Consider the following 13,740-nt stretch of genomic DNA (forward strand, 5'->3'; position numbering starts at 1 on the left):
TGGAAGGATTATTTTTTAATTTAAACTGATAACTAATAGCTGATCCGTTTGTTTTTTCGGTGTAAGGCATTAAGGAAATTCCGGAAAGTGTTCTTCCCAAATCCGGAATAACCGTCCATTTTGTATTGGCAGGAGCTTTAACATCCAAGAAATGTTCAGCTTCCATAGTCACTACGCCATTCTTCTCTTCAAAAATATACCCTCCGGTTTTTGCTTCTGCAGGAGTGATTCTGTAAACGGTTGGCTTAATGTTTCCTTCTTTGGGTTCGTCCCAGGATTTGTAGCCAATGTGCGTCTGATCCATCATATGATTCCATTTTCCTCCGGAGATATTCAGGTTGTAATCTTTGGTGTATTCGGCATCTCTGGTGAAACATTCATCGGCATAATCTGCCCAATAATTTGCTTTCTGATCTTTTTCTTCTGCCAATTTATGATCCATTGCAACGGCGTAATACATGTCGTAGAGATTGGCCATTGCACGAACCGGATGTAAAATAATCTGTTTGTACGTATCTTGGTAGGTCTTATCCAAAATCATAAACTGTCTCAAAGCCCTCGTCTCCAAAGCCAGATAAGCATCTCTTACTTGCAAAAACTCCCCACTTTGAAGATTATATGTTTTGTGATTCATCATTTCCGCGGAAACTCTTGAATTATATTTACAATACAGGTTGATGATTTCTGCAATTTCTTTGGCATTATTTTTTCCAAATTGATCTTCTGCAAATTTCACCGAGTAATAATCCAGATTTTCCTGTGTAAAAGAAGTTGGATTCCACGCCATATTCAGGAAGAAATCCATTGGATATTCATTTGGTTTTAGATCTCCGACATTCAAGATCCAGATTTTATCTACTCCATAACTGTAAGTCAGCTGCAGCTGTTCCCACATGTGCGGAATCTGCGCCATATTCAGCCATTGGTAGGCTCTTGGCGCGCCATGTAAATCAACGTGGTAGTACATTCCGTAACCTCCAGGATGTTTTTTGCCATTGAGGTAAGGCAATCGGCGGACATTTCCCCAATTGTCATCACAAAGTAGAATCGTCATATCGTCCGGAACTTTCATTCCCTGATCGTAGTAATCTAAAACTTCACTGTATAAAGCCCAAAGCTGAGGTGTTTCTTTAGCCTGTTTTTTTGTTACTTTCTGAATAATTTTTCTCTGGTCAAGCATAATTTGCTCCAATAATTTGAAATTGGCTTCCGCACTTCCCAGGTCGCTCATCGGTTCGTCGCCGTTTCCACGCATTCCCATTGTCACGAGATTATCATAATTTTTGTTCCGGCTGAATCCATCTTCCCAAAATTTCAGGAGACCTTCTTTATTGGTGTGGTAATTCCATTCACCGTTTCCGTATTCTTTTCTATGATTTCCCCATTCTTTCTGAGCCCGCATCATCGGCTCGTGGTGAGAAGTCCCCATAACGATTCCGTATTCATCGGCAACTTTCGGATTAAGCGGATCATCTTCGTTAAAGGCTTTCCCCCACATTGCAGGCCACAAATAATTGGCTCTGAGACGAAGGAGAAGCTCAAACATGTGTGAATACATTTTGCTGTTGATGCCTCCGAATTTGGTTCTTGCCCAGGTTCCGAAAGCAGGTTCTTCATCATTAATGAAAATACCGCGATACTTTACTTTAGGCTCACCTGAAGCATAATACCCAGGAACAACATACGCCGAAGAACGTTTCTGAACAGGGACATCATTCCAGTAATACCATGGAGAAACCCCTAATTGTCTTGATAATTCATAGATTCCGTAAATCGTTCCTCTTCTGTCGCTTCCGGCAATGATAAGCTGTTTTTTGGATTTAGATTTTGGATTTTCTACCGTTGTTATCACGAAACTTTCCCATTTTCCTTTTAAATCTTTGGCATTGATTTTTTTTGAGGATATAAGTTTATCAATCAATTTATTTGTGCCAAAAGTTCCGATGATGATTTCAAATTCGCCGGAAATTTCTGTTGTTGAAAGATTGGGTAATTTTCCTGTCACTTTCTGAATGTCCGACTGCAAATCTTTCACTGCACGAATGACCGCAACATTTTCAGATTTATCATAAAATAAATTTGCTGTTTTCCCATCAGATGAAACAATCGGAAAACCGTTGTCATTTGAAATAATATTCTCTGTGAGTCCAGATGTTTGCTGGGCAAAGACATTTTCGTTTTGCCACAAACAGAATATAAAGTATAAATGAAAAATTTTATATAAAGTTTTTCTTAGCATATTATTTTTTTATTACTTGTATTATTTACACTTATTAATTTAGAGAAAAAAATAATATCTAACGAAACTATTTTTTTACTCACAAATATAAATTTACAGCGTAATATACATTAATCTAATATTTTTATCAATATCTCTTTTATACGCATTATATGTATATTAAAGACACCATTAAGATGAAGGTGAAGTTTACACTGAAGTAATTTTACTTATTTTTATTTCTAAATGAATGCCCGTATTTTATTCAGGCATTTTCTATTTATGCTTTGACTTAAAAATATTAATTAATTTTGTCAATACTAGTTTTAATTTTCAGCATTTCATATTTTGATAAAGCATCCTTGTCATCAGGTTCTTTTTCAATATAAATTTTTAAAAACTCAATAGCTTTTTCTTTTTGGTTTGAAATTCTGTATGCCTCACTCATATTGTAATAGCCGTAAGAAGAGTCTGGAAAATTGTTGATGTTTAACTTAAATAAATCTATCGCCTGATTATATTTTTTCTCAAATAATAATTTATACCCATATCTCTCAATAAGATTTTCTTTAAGCGGGTATTTTTTTGAGCTGTTTTTAATTTTCATCATGGCAGCCTCATATCCTTTATTACAGACTTCTTTAATGACATCTTTGGTGTAAAAAAAGCTTTCAATAGCTGGTGTGGAACCTCCTATTTCTCTTTTGACAAGGTTACTTATTTCCCAGTAATTTTCAACTTCTCCATTGGTAAGAATTACTACAGTATACCCTAAATCCGGAAAAATCATCAATTCGTTCGCAATCCCGAAATGTCCGCCGGTATGCCCAATGATATGATGTCCGTTTATTTTGTTTTCTATAATTCCATAGCTATACATTCCTTCTCTGTACCTCACTTTGCCGGAAGTATAAAGTTCTGTGTTTTTTTTGTTTAATAAAATATTATTCTGCAAAGCATTGGCGAATTTCAATAAATCATCAGCCGTAGCGTAGCCACCACCGGCAGGAGTTCCTTTTACCACATTCGAGAAAATATTGTTCTTCCATTGGCCCGGTTTTTCCAGTGACATTGTATATCCAGTAGCCAAATTCGGGATTGCTTCATCCAGCTCGTAAGCGTCTGTGTCCATCATTTTGGTAGGTTTATAGATATTTTCTTTTACAAAATCAAAGTAGCTTTTACCTGTTATTTTTTCAATAATCAACCCTAAAACCATATACCCGGAATTGCTGTACAGGAAATCCGAACCGGGAGCAAAAGCGAGTTTCTGATTTACAAATAACGGAAGATAATCTTCTACAGTCTTGAATTTTTCTTTCGCTAATTTGTCGTGTTCCGCCCAGAAATTTCCCATTCCGGAAGTGTGGGTTAACAACTGATGTATCGTTACCGAATCAGCAACCGATTTATTGGGATAATCGGTGAGATATTTCCCTACTTTATCCTGAAGTGAAATTTTTCCAGCTTCAGCCAACTGCATTATAACCATAGCCGTGAACATTTTATTCATTGAAGCCAAGTTGAATTTTGTATCTGTTTTATTACGAATACTGTCCGCCAGATTGGCAAAACCGAAAGCTTCTTTATAGATTGACTGCCCGTTTTTCGCAATAAGAACAACCCCGCTCAGATAATTCTCCTTTTCGAGTATTTTTAACTGTTGGTTAATTTTATTAATGTCAGGTTTTTGTGCCCATACAAATTGAATATGTATCAGGCAAAATAGAAGAATAAGAGTTGATAATTTAGTTTTATAGTGTTCCATTTCAACGTTTTTTTAACAGATAAACAAAATTAGTCTCTGTTTATACACAAACATTGTAAAAATGTAAACCATTATTGAAAAAGCCAGAGATTACTTAGTTTTGTATCGACGTTTTTAAAAAATAAAGTGGGATTGATTCCCGTTAAATCTTTAAAATCTTTATTAAAATGCGGCTGGTCAAAAAACGATCCGTTATTTGAAAGTTCAATAAACTTTTCATTAGACTTATACTTTTCGATAATACCTTTAAAACGATGGATTTTCCTGTAATCGGAAGGAGATTTTCCGATATTTTTATAAAACATTTTATGAAAATACTGCCGCGATATATGCAATTTATCTGCAATCTCACTGATTTTAGTGCCGTTTTCAATTTCATTTAAAACATCTTCTATAATTTCAAAATCTTTGTTCCGGAATTTTGATAACCAATAATTTTCCAATGCTGAACTTTGGTTTTCTTTATTTTCAATGCTCAGGATCCTTTCCATTTCAATCAAATAATCGGGATGTGGCTGGAAATCCCAGACATTGTCTTTACCGATTTCAAACAAAATATCATCAGAAAAATGTAAAATACCCAACGGCTTGAAATACATAGTGATCTCGTTCACTGGTTTTTCATAAAAAATCTCAACGGGAAAAGAAATATTGTAGTAAAAATTTGAATCAATCTTTTTGCTGTCAGATGGAAGCACAGAGATTTTGTTGTTCTCTGAGATGACTGTGGCATTTTGACAGACGGTTACAACAGAGTTATTGCTGGGGAAAGTCCAGTATTTATTTGACTTAAGGGAGTCTTTTTCTGATATAAAATAATACCCTTCAATATATTTTTTCAGAATTTCGTTTTGGGGTTTGAAAAATTGAACTTCCATTTTATATTGAACATAATTTACAATTTAAGTAAATAATTATTTAGCTAAAATAAAAAAGAATCAGCACATTACCGATTCTTCGCTTTATATAATCTTTAGAATAATTAAACGCAACTATATATTTGAATGTACCAACCAAAAAAATAGAATTTTATTTGTTTTTATAACATATCTAGTTTAATTGTATAAGAGTGGCAGAATTGACATTTTTATAAAAATATGATCTGGTACATTCAAGTATATTATCACCTTGAATTTTTATATCCATTTGTCTTACACTGCAGCACACTTCATTGCAATTTATTCAATTGGAAATCAACACACTATTATGTGCAGTGCAAATGCAGTGCATGCTTTTTTTGCCCGATGATTACTTTTGTGAATCAGTTTCATAAAAAATCAATTTTACATTAATATTTTACATGAAACTGAAAAGAAAACATAAACACACAAAAAAATTATTTTATAATGAAAAAAAAAATGACTGTCCTTTCAGAGGGTATTTCTTTTACTCTTATTCATACCCAAAACGTAAAAGTAGGAATTGATACAATTCAGCCCGGATCAGCTTTAGATGTAATTGAAACAACTAAAGATGTATCTATAAAGGCTTCACTTCTAAATATTCTTAAATTTCTGACTTTACCTTCCGAATTTTTGAAACAATCGAAGAATTCTATTTGTTTATTATCGAATTAAATTAAAAATCAAAAGCTTTTAAAGAGTAGAAAAATAAATACACTTTAAAAGTCACTTGATTTAGTCCCTCAATTTATTGATGACAATAGTCTTGAACGGTTCTATTACACAGCTGATGAACAAAGGTATAATTCATATACTCTTATGAATTATACCAATTTTTAATCTAAAATAACCCTATAAAATATACTGACATGAAAACTTTATCTTTATTAGTTTTAACATTTTTTTTCAGTGTTTCTTATTCTCAGACCGGAAATGTGGGTATCAATACTATCAATCCGGGAAGTTCTCTCACGATTAACGGTTCCATTGCAGGACAATACAAGAATGTACAGACTTCGATGGCACTTGGAGTAAATGATTTTTATATGGCATACAGCGGATCTTCTGACGGAATATTCACCTTACCAGCCGCTGTTGCCGCAACTCCCGCCTCAGGAAATATCCTCGGAAGAATTTATTATATAAAAAATGTAGGTACAGCCCGGCTTACCATCTCGGCAAGCGGATCTGAACTCATCGACAATCAATCTGGAGCAGGTGTCTCAAGTGTGACCCTTACACCGGGAGGATATACCATGTTCATAAGTAAAGGAACTCTTACAGGAACAACGTGGGAAGTAGCACTATTACTCAATAAAACAACGCCTACTATTGCTGCTTTGGGAGCAACTAATCCCGTTACGTTCACTGGTACGGCTCTTACAGATTTTAATAACAGTATTCCTCAAATCATTCCTTTTTCATCGGGTGACGTCATTGTAAACCAGGGTGGTTCTGCGACGTGGAATGATGGCAGTGACTATTGGCAGATTATTGAATCAGGAGTTTATAAAATAGAAGGTTATTCTTATTTCAGAAGCGGAACAGCAGTTTCAGGAACAGATCCGTTCTCCGGGATCAATCTCAATATTACTAAAAACGGAACTGCATTAAGTGACATTATTGGCGGAAACAGGGCAAATCTTGATAATCAGACAGCTTCCCAGGGCAGCTCACCGATCAATGTCAGCTGTATTGTTCATCTTAACGCAGGAGATAGGGTGTATCTGACCATGAACTGGGGAGCATATAATAAGCCGACCACCAATGTATCTATTCTGGCACCCAACTCTTTAAAGGAAAACAGAAATTTTTCTTTACAACAATTATCTACACCGTAAGTCTTTTAAACACACTCTTACCTAAAACAACGTAAATACCTTACAATGAAAAAACAATTTATAAAAACCATTTGTTTCTTAGTATCATCCTTTTCTTTTGCCCAAATAGGCATCAATGAAATAAATCCCTCCGCAACACTTGACATTAAATCCAAGGGAAATACAGGCTCAACAAAAGCCCTTGAAATCAATAATTCATCCGGCACAGAAATGCTCACCGTCTTAGATAACGGAAATGTAGGAATAAATGTAGCTGCTCCTGCAGCAAAGCTGCATACCAATGGGCAAATACGCTATGAGAACCTTCCTCAATTTACAGGGAGTGTCTCTCCACTCGCAATAGACGCAAATGGATATGTGGGAACCTACATTCCTACTGCAGCCTATTCATATATAACAATAAATGCAGCACAGACGCTGAGCAATTTTTCTCTATACAGCAATAGTATTTTTTACAGCATACCTTTTACCACTACCGGAATTACAGATAATGCTCTGGCAGTTACTGCCGGACAAGATGCTTCAGCTACTTTGACACGTACTTCAGGGGCAACAGCTTCGGCGGCCCAGGTAGCTTACATCACCATTCCAAATCCCGGTATCTACAAATTAAATCTAAACTACTATACAAGCTGTACGGGAACGAGATCTTCAAGCTCCGGAGGTGCTAATCTTTTAGGAATAGGCACCGGAATCTATCTTGCGTCTTCCGGAAACACAAACTATCAGGAATTAACGACAATAAGGTACAATGCATTTCCCTTACGTCAGGACACCGGAGCTTTGATAACGACAGCAGCATATAACTACCCGTTTGCCCACAATATTTTTTCAGTTATACAAACTACCTCGGCCAATCAGAAGGTTGCCTTTTTTGTAAACTGGGGAACCGGCGACCAATTCAATACAAATGTCTGCAGTCTTTCGGCGCCGAGCGGAATTGATAAAAGAGTTACATTAATCATTTCAAAGTTATAAGACATGAAAAAATTACTTACAATCATCTTTTTAGCAGTTTTTTCTGTTGCTTTTGGGCAGAATACCGGCCTTAATACGGCAAACCCATCTGCCATGCTTGATATTGTCTCAAAAGGAAATACGGCTGCCACCAATGCTTTAAACATTAATAACTCAGCTGCAGCCCGGCTATTAAGAATGACGGATCAGGGGCATTTAGGAATTAATACAAATTCTCCGACTGCAGTACTTCATGTCAATTCATCAGGAACTGCTAATGTAAAACATGACAATCTTCCTGTTCTCGATGCTACAGGCTTTACCCCGCCATTCAACACTTTTGGAGTCAATTCGGATGGAAATGGTGTAAATTTGGGAGGCACAGTGAAATATTTGTACTATCAAAATGGAGATATTTATCCCCCTACATACAATGCAACAACGAATACGGGAGGTTTTTCACTGTACACAACTAACCAATATACCAATCTATCCATTAAAAATGATGCCGGTCTTAAAGGAAACACCATTGGTTTTACATTCGGAACCGATGCGTCAGCCACGATAAACGGGCAATCCGCAAGCAATGTAAACTATATTATTATTCCGGAACCGGGTGTTTATCTTTTTGAGTTTTATGGAACAGCAAGATGCAACAGGTATAACAATACCCAAAATTACACCTTCACGGGGCAAATGCAGGTCAATACAATATTTGCAACGGCTTCAGGAACCTCATACAGCACAAATACTATTTTCCGCGGACTCATGAGCGGCATGAGAAGTGATAACGGAAGCACCCATGTAAATACGTATAGTATTGCCAATCCGCAAACTCTTACAGTTGCTTTGCCTACAACCCAGCCGAATCAAAAGATAGCTTTATTTTTCCAATATGAAAGTGGAGAGACCAATCAATTTACCAACAATGAGTGCTATTTTAATGTTCCGGCAGGAGCAAATTTCAGCTATTATTTTATTGTAACTAAAATATAATATATATTAATTTTCTACGATATATTGACGTTTTAAAAGTTATTATCTTGTAAGATAGCTATTTCAAACATTTTTACCGTTTATTTGTATCACACTCACCTAATAAATTACAATGAAAATTAATGTGTTTTCAGTATTACCAATAATATCGGCAGGGCTGCTTCTCTCCTGCTCCACTACAAAAGATATGATAAAACATGAAAATGTAGATCCTATATATCTTGAAGTCAACAAAATAGCTCAGGAACTTACTGCAGCTCACAATGTTCCCGGTGTAGCAGTAGCTCTGATTAAAAATGGTGACATTTCATGGATACAATCGATAGGATATGCTAATGTAGCAAGTAAGAAACGAGTGACACCACACACCATTTTCAACGTAGGCTCTGTTTCCAAGGTTGTTTCCGCATGGGGTTTCATGCAGCTTATAGAAAAAGGAGAATTGTCATTAGATAGCCCTGTAGACAATGCTCTATCAGGATGGCACTTACCAGAAAGTCCATTTGACAAATCAAAGGTAACAATGAAACGTATCCTCAGCCATACTGCGGGGCTTTCCGTACATAAATCACACCGGAATCATTAAAAACAATTCTTTCCACAGAGTAAATACTTTTAGGAATGTTTCCTCCCAACCAGACCTCATCAGGTTTTTGTTTCCAGGTCACTTCGTAAAGAACCGTACCGGAAGGGTAATTTGCACCTGTGTTTTTCTGAGCGTAATTAAAAGCGATCTCATTTCCATACGAAGTTGACATAGTACCTTCTTTTGGCTGGATTGATGATGTAATTCATCATTTTGCTGTACAGATGCCGGAATGTTTAGTGTTCCTGTCTTTTTTTGACCGCAAGAAACTATTATGACGGATATAAATACCAATTTCAAAAGTGTTTTCATTGTTTCTTAATTTTTGTAAGTTGAGAAATCAAGTATAAAGGTGAAGTAAAAACATAATCCCGATTCGCCATCGGCTTGTGGCATTCAATACATTCATTATCAAAGTCATGTGTTTCTCCATAAGGCTGAAGATCATTTCCCTTCCATCTTCCCCATCCCCATTCTTTAATCTTTTTATACTTTTCTGCATCCTTTACCCTCAATTCGACCTGAAGAAATTCACCTGTTGCAATACCACCATCCTGCTTTATCAACTTTATGACAGATATTAATGTTATTTGTCTCACAATATTTTTAATGCTTTTTTGCATATTTTTGTAAAAAAGCAACATTGAATGCTAATAGTGATTAAAAATTTATGGGAAAAACAAAATTTATAAGAACATTATGCACATTACATTTCCTTTTTGTGTTTTTTCAGGTACACGCACAGAATACAATACCAGAAATTGACAGTCTACAAAAAAATGAAGCAAAGAGATTACAGGACATTGGTAACCTGAGAGGGAAGATTTTACTTGAAAAATCACTGTTTAGACAATCCAAAAAATTAAAGTATAAAAAAGGAGAATTAAGAGCATGCATTGGCATCGCATCTACACTATGCGGTCTTTCGAGGCATAAAGAAAGCTTTCAGCTCTTAGAATATTCTAGCAGAGAGCTAAGGAATTTTGATGACGCTGAACTAAAAACTAAACTAAATATTGTATACGGAAGGAATTATTATAGCTTAGGAATGTACAAAAAAGCGGTAAAAAGCTTTAATGAAGGAGTAAAAAATGCTTGGGAAATTGAGGATACAAAGAACAGAAAAAAACAGCTTTTTTATATTTATGAATGGAAGAGATCGAGCTTCTCTCTGATGGGAATGAGTGATTCAGCAAAAATAATGGAACGCAAATGTATGGAATCTCCCATTCCGATGTTATTTATAGAAATAGCGCAAAGACATATGATGTCTGGCCAGATAGATTCAGCAGAATTTTATCTGGGTAAAGCTGCCGTTTTAGCCCAAGACGCCTCTGCGGAAAGTAAATCCAACGTGCTTCGAGGCTATGGTGAACTGTATATGAAGACAGAAGATTATGACAAAGCACTGAACTCTTTATTCAGTTCTTTAAGCATTTCTCAAAAAGCAGGGCTCAAGAGTCGTGACAGAGAAACATACAAACTCATTGCACAAGTTTACAACAGGCTTCATCATATTGAAAAAGAAAACGAATATTTGCAGAAATACTCTACTCTTAATGACAGCCTTATTGAGAATGAGAAAAGCGCACTGGATATTCCGATAGAGATATTACTTAACCAAACGGGGGAAAAAGGCATCAAGAACAATACAATTCCTCCTAACTACATCGTCCTGTTATTAGCGGGTTTCACGGGTATTTTGCTCACCTACGCGATTTACAGTAAAAAGCAAAAATCTAAGAATAAAATAATCCGTGAAGAAGCATTACCTATCAACGATAATAAAAAACCGGATATCAGCCTGAATGAAGTGGTTCAGCTTGCCATAAGTGGAGATCCCACTTTTATCATCGTTTTTAAAGATTTTTATTCTGATTTTTACACTACTTTAACTTCAAAACATCCAGAACTTACGCTCAATGACCTGCGGTTTATTGCCATGGTGAAGCTCAATTTTTCCAACAAAGAGATTGCCCAGTATGGGAATATGTCGATCCGAACTGTCGAATCAAAAAAGTATAGATTACGAAAGAAACTGGATTTACCGGCAGACCTTGATTTTAACCAATGGGTTTTGGGACAATAGTATACATTTATTTTTTTAAAATTTTGGAATCAGTCATATATTTCCAACACAAAAGATACATCCTAAACACTAATAAATTAGATTTTTTTCCAAAATTTATTCTGGTAGTGTCAAATCCAATAAAAAATAATTTTAAACTTATTTATACTTATATCTTAAATGAATTTTGAAAATATATTCAATTTCTTCTACCCTCTTTTAATCATCGAAAAAGATCAGAGCAAGTGTAATTATTCAGCAAGGTTGCAACACTCATATTCATTATCTATACTAATCAAAATAGTGTATCAATAATAACATAACGCTCTATAAATTAACAATATGAAAAATTTAAGATTAATTATTGGTCTTTTTCTTTTTGCTGCAAAAAGCATATACAGTCAGCAAATAAAATTAGAAAAGGCAAATCTTGGTGCCCCATAATGTTTATATGTAAATCAACAATTTACAAGGAGAAGATGTTATTAAAGTCGTAAAAGATTCTGCTATTAAAGAAGCGGACGAGCCTACATTTGTCCGAATAAAAAACACTGAAATACCGGTATTTTTAATATAGAAAATTGGAGAATAAGTCCTGCAAATTCTCCACAGAGTTCTTATTTATATTTTCCAATTACTTCATTGAGAAATGCTTTATATTTTTCACTTATGGGTACTCTTTCATTTCCAACTGTAAGACTATTTTTTCCGATAGTTTGTAAATGTTGAAGTGATATTATATGTGAATTATGAACTCTGATAAAGTTCTCAGACTCAATCTTTTCCATAATAGACTTCATTGTTTGATGCACAATAAGTTTTCTGTCCTCCGTATAAATGATAATGTAGTCTTTAAGAGCACTGATACGTTTGATCTCACTTAAATTCAATTTTACATCTTCATTATTGAAGCGCACAAAAATAAATGAATCTTTGAGAAAATTCTGAGTACTTTTCTCCTTCAGCATTTTCGAATTGCTGTAATGTTTATAGCTTTTGTAAACGGCTTTGAGAAATCTTTCAAAAGAGAATGGTTTCAACAGAAAATCAACTACTCCCATCTCGAAACCCTGTACTGCAGAATCATCATAAGCTGTAGTAATTATTACATCAGGAAGTTTGTTGAAGCTTTTCAAAAACTCTATCCCTGAGATGTTAGGTAGGTTGATATCAAGAAAAATAAGGTCGATATTTTTCTCTTGCAAAACAGGGATGGCTTCCTGGATATCATAACAGTTTTTTACAAGATTCAGGAATGGTATTCTTGAGATATATTCTTCAATAACGTGATGCGCCAATTCTTCATCATCAACAATTATACAGTTCATATTTAATTCAATTGAAGTTTTAAATTAATTTTATATTCTGATCCGTTATCGTTAATATCCAGCTGGTATTTTCCCGGATAAAGGAGGTTCAGCTTCAATTTGGTATTTTCCACTCCCAATTTGTTCTCGTTTGTTTTTTCATGGTTTTTTCTTTCATAAAAATTCCTGATGCTGAAATCCAGCAATCCATTTTGCAAATGGACATTAATATCCAGAGGTCCTTTCCTCAAATCAGCATACTTAAATGCGTTTTCCACAAATGTTAAAAGTAGAAGCGGTTCAAATTCATAAAGATCAAAATTACCATAAAATTCACAATTAATATTATTGAATTTACTGAAACGGATGGACTGTATCTCGATGTATTTCTTAATGTTGGTAATTTCATCATTCAGATTATTTCTCTGCATGTTTTTATTATTAAGCACATAACGCATAATATCAGATAAAATAAGAATGACCCTGGGAGTGTCTTTAGACTGTGTGATGGATAATGAATAAATACTGTTAAGCGCATTAAAAAAGAAATGGGGGTTGATTTGCTCACGCAGAATTTTTAATTCGCTGGACTGCCTTTCAAATTCCAGAGCGCTGATTTTTTTTCTGTTCTCCATCCATTTATCTAAAAAGAAAAGCAGGGTACTGAAAATAATAGAAAAAATTCCTATTTTGAAGAAAATGTCGGAAAAATGGATATCATCATTAAACGAGCCTATCTTTCCATCTTTCGGAAAATCTTTCGGAAGAAGTGGAGGGTGCTGTGGCAATGGCGGTATAAAAACGATCATAAGAGCAATATATATCACGGCAAACGAAATTGTAATGACAAGAATTTTTTTAGGCGTCTGTCGGATAATAAACGGGAGAAATATATAATAGTTTATGTAAAACAATACCATGGAAACCAGGAATATTTTCAGGTTCATGAGGAGAAGAAAATTCCCGAAAATAGAATAATCTATGATCAGTTTGAAGAAAATAAGAATACTCCAGATAATCCAGTGATAAATGTAAGGGGTTTGTATTTGTTTAAAAAATGAAGTCATAAAATCCATCTGTTTATTTATGTGCACAAA

At 34.8% G+C, this 13,740-nt stretch carries 13 protein-coding genes; 6 read left to right on the forward strand and 7 right to left on the reverse strand.

What is annotated here, in order from left to right:
• The 3 genes from H560_RS22055 to H560_RS0119155 form a co-directional block, all read right to left on the reverse strand.
• The coding region (locus tag H560_RS22055) for a glycosyl hydrolase 115 family protein (RefSeq protein WP_051289396.1) at positions 1–2,188 on the reverse strand (2,188 nt) is incomplete at its 3' end.
• A gap of 331 nt (positions 2,189–2,519) precedes the next feature.
• Entirely contained in the window at positions 2,520–3,986 is a 1,467-nt protein-coding gene (locus H560_RS22060; protein ID WP_051289397.1) for a serine hydrolase, read from the reverse strand.
• A 71-nt stretch (positions 3,987–4,057) separates the two neighbouring features.
• Positions 4,058–4,864 carry a helix-turn-helix domain-containing protein gene (locus H560_RS0119155; protein ID WP_034753310.1) on the reverse strand — a complete coding sequence of 269 codons (807 nt, stop codon included), beginning with the start codon at positions 4,862–4,864 and terminating at the stop codon, positions 4,058–4,060.
• A 480-nt stretch (positions 4,865–5,344) separates the two neighbouring features.
• Here H560_RS0119155 and H560_RS0119160 point away from each other — a divergent pair, with 480 nt between their 5' ends.
• From H560_RS0119160 to H560_RS0119180, 5 genes are all read left to right on the forward strand, one after another.
• Complete coding sequence (locus H560_RS0119160) at positions 5,345–5,563, forward strand: hypothetical protein (RefSeq protein WP_155845049.1); 219 nt, start codon at positions 5,345–5,347, stop codon at positions 5,561–5,563.
• A gap of 194 nt (positions 5,564–5,757) precedes the next feature.
• Positions 5,758–6,729 (forward strand): hypothetical protein, encoded by a 972-nt coding sequence (locus H560_RS0119165; RefSeq protein WP_027381473.1) that lies wholly within the window; start codon positions 5,758–5,760, stop codon positions 6,727–6,729.
• A 45-nt stretch (positions 6,730–6,774) separates the two neighbouring features.
• Complete coding sequence (locus tag H560_RS0119170) at positions 6,775–7,707, forward strand: hypothetical protein (protein WP_027381474.1); 933 nt, start codon at positions 6,775–6,777, stop codon at positions 7,705–7,707.
• Positions 7,708–7,710: 3 nt separating this feature from the next.
• Positions 7,711–8,682: a hypothetical protein gene (locus H560_RS0119175; RefSeq protein WP_027381475.1), complete on the forward strand. Its 972-nt coding sequence runs from the start codon at positions 7,711–7,713 to the stop codon at positions 8,680–8,682.
• Between the two features lie 112 nt (positions 8,683–8,794).
• The gene (locus H560_RS0119180) at positions 8,795–9,268 is read left to right on the forward strand and encodes a serine hydrolase domain-containing protein (protein WP_027381476.1); all 474 of its coding nucleotides are present in this window, start codon (positions 8,795–8,797) and stop codon (positions 9,266–9,268) included.
• Here the strand turns inward: H560_RS0119180 and H560_RS23055 are convergent.
• Both H560_RS23055 and H560_RS22600 read right to left on the reverse strand, forming a co-directional pair.
• Complete coding sequence (locus H560_RS23055; RefSeq protein ID WP_155845050.1) at positions 9,219–9,440, reverse strand: hypothetical protein; 222 nt, start codon at positions 9,438–9,440, stop codon at positions 9,219–9,221. The genes H560_RS0119180 and H560_RS23055 overlap by 50 nt on opposite strands.
• 136 nt (positions 9,441–9,576) lie before the next feature.
• A complete protein-coding gene (locus H560_RS22600; protein ID WP_162143869.1) occupies positions 9,577–9,891 on the reverse strand; it encodes a cytochrome P460 family protein in 315 nt (104 codons plus the stop codon).
• 47 nt (positions 9,892–9,938) lie between these two features.
• Between H560_RS22600 and H560_RS0119195 the strand changes: the two genes are divergently transcribed.
• A complete protein-coding gene (locus H560_RS0119195; RefSeq protein WP_027381478.1) occupies positions 9,939–11,357 on the forward strand; it encodes a tetratricopeptide repeat protein in 1,419 nt (472 codons plus the stop codon).
• Positions 11,358–11,953: 596 nt separating this feature from the next.
• Here H560_RS0119195 and H560_RS0119200 read toward each other — a convergent pair.
• Complete coding sequence (locus tag H560_RS0119200; RefSeq protein WP_027381479.1) at positions 11,954–12,664, reverse strand: LytR/AlgR family response regulator transcription factor; 711 nt, start codon at positions 12,662–12,664, stop codon at positions 11,954–11,956.
• Positions 12,665–12,666: 2 nt separating this feature from the next.
• Entirely contained in the window at positions 12,667–13,710 is a 1,044-nt protein-coding gene (locus H560_RS0119205; RefSeq protein ID WP_162143870.1) for a sensor histidine kinase, read from the reverse strand.
• Between the last annotated feature and the right edge of the window lie 30 nt (positions 13,711–13,740).

Origin of the sequence: Chryseobacterium daeguense DSM 19388 (genome assembly GCF_000430825.1) — a bacterium.
In the GTDB taxonomy this organism is placed as follows: Bacteria; Bacteroidota; Bacteroidia; order Flavobacteriales; family Weeksellaceae; genus Chryseobacterium; species Chryseobacterium daeguense.

What these genes read in the sequence shown, in the direction of transcription:
- H560_RS22600 (WP_162143869.1), bottom strand. Translation starts at nt 9,891, where the DNA reads ATGCAAAAAAGCATTAAAAATATTGTGAGACAAATAACATTAATATCT.
- H560_RS0119205 (WP_162143870.1), bottom strand. Translation starts at nt 13,710, where the DNA reads ATGACTTCATTTTTTAAACAAATACAAACCCCTTACATTTATCACTGG.
- H560_RS23055 (WP_155845050.1), bottom strand. Translation starts at nt 9,440, where the DNA reads ATGTCAACTTCGTATGGAAATGAGATCGCTTTTAATTACGCTCAGAAA.
- H560_RS0119160 (WP_155845049.1), top strand. Translation starts at nt 5,345, where the DNA reads ATGACTGTCCTTTCAGAGGGTATTTCTTTTACTCTTATTCATACCCAA.
- H560_RS0119195 (WP_027381478.1), top strand. Translation starts at nt 9,939, where the DNA reads ATGGGAAAAACAAAATTTATAAGAACATTATGCACATTACATTTCCTT.
- H560_RS0119155 (WP_034753310.1), bottom strand. Translation starts at nt 4,864, where the DNA reads ATGGAAGTTCAATTTTTCAAACCCCAAAACGAAATTCTGAAAAAATAT.
- H560_RS0119200 (WP_027381479.1), bottom strand. Translation starts at nt 12,664, where the DNA reads ATGAACTGTATAATTGTTGATGATGAAGAATTGGCGCATCACGTTATT.
- H560_RS0119165 (WP_027381473.1), top strand. Translation starts at nt 5,758, where the DNA reads ATGAAAACTTTATCTTTATTAGTTTTAACATTTTTTTTCAGTGTTTCT.
- H560_RS0119180 (WP_027381476.1), top strand. Translation starts at nt 8,795, where the DNA reads ATGAAAATTAATGTGTTTTCAGTATTACCAATAATATCGGCAGGGCTG.
- H560_RS22060 (WP_051289397.1), bottom strand. Translation starts at nt 3,986, where the DNA reads ATGGAACACTATAAAACTAAATTATCAACTCTTATTCTTCTATTTTGC.
- H560_RS0119175 (WP_027381475.1), top strand. Translation starts at nt 7,711, where the DNA reads ATGAAAAAATTACTTACAATCATCTTTTTAGCAGTTTTTTCTGTTGCT.
- H560_RS0119170 (WP_027381474.1), top strand. Translation starts at nt 6,775, where the DNA reads ATGAAAAAACAATTTATAAAAACCATTTGTTTCTTAGTATCATCCTTT.